Raw genomic sequence first — 834 nt, 5'->3', positions numbered from 1 at the left:
AAAGTCATTATTTATTATTGACAAGGGCTAATTGGGAGTTGAAATCATCTCCTTTGTCCCTTATATAGATAGCAACCCAAGGTTAGCGGCGTCATTACATACTTATAAAAGTCGCGGCTAGCCATTTATTATTAGAGGATACTTTATGAGATTCGAAAAATTTACGCAAAAGCTGCAAACCGCCATTCAAGAAGCGCAAAGCCTCGCTCTAGGTCATGACCATACCGGCATAGATCCCGTGCATCTACTGGCTGTCTTATTACAAGATGAGTCGAATTTGTCCATATGTCAGCAGGCAGGTGCGTCCATTCCTGCGCTCAAAAAAGGCGTCGCCAAAGCGTTAGATAGCCAAGCGACCATTAGCGATCCCACAGGGGATGTTAACCTAAACCCAAACTCGGTCAAAATCTTGAACTTGGCAGATCGTCAAGCGCAAAAAGAGGGTGATGATTTTATCGCGACCGAATGGGTGCTTTTGGCATTAGCGGAGCAAGGCGAAACCAAAAAAATATTCGAGAGTGCAGGCGTTACGGCTAGCAAAATGAAAGACGTCATCGAGCAATTGCGCGGTGATGATACGGTTGATAATCAAAACGCCGAAGATCAGCGTGATGCGCTTAACAAGTACACGATTAATTTAACGCAGCAAGCTGAGGCCGGTAAGCTTGATCCCGTGATTGGCCGTGATGAAGAGATTCGTCGTACCATTCAGGTGCTCTCACGCCGTACCAAAAATAACCCTGTGCTCATCGGTGAGCCAGGCGTCGGTAAAACCGCGATCGTTGAGGGTCTAGCGCAAAAAATCATCAATGGTGATGTGCCAGAAGGACTACG

The 834-nt window shown here is 46.3% G+C and carries 1 protein-coding gene; it reads left to right on the top strand.

Annotation, left to right across the window (positions count from 1 at the left end; genetic code table 11):
* Positions 1-145: 145 nt before the first annotated feature.
* On the top strand, positions 146-834 hold a 689-nt coding region (locus ACTXGO_RS15015), incomplete at its 3' end, for a Clp protease N-terminal domain-containing protein (RefSeq protein WP_443575083.1).

Source organism: Psychrobacter sp. T6-1 (genome assembly GCF_052258445.1).
This window is presented reverse-complemented; position numbering and strand designations above follow the sequence as displayed.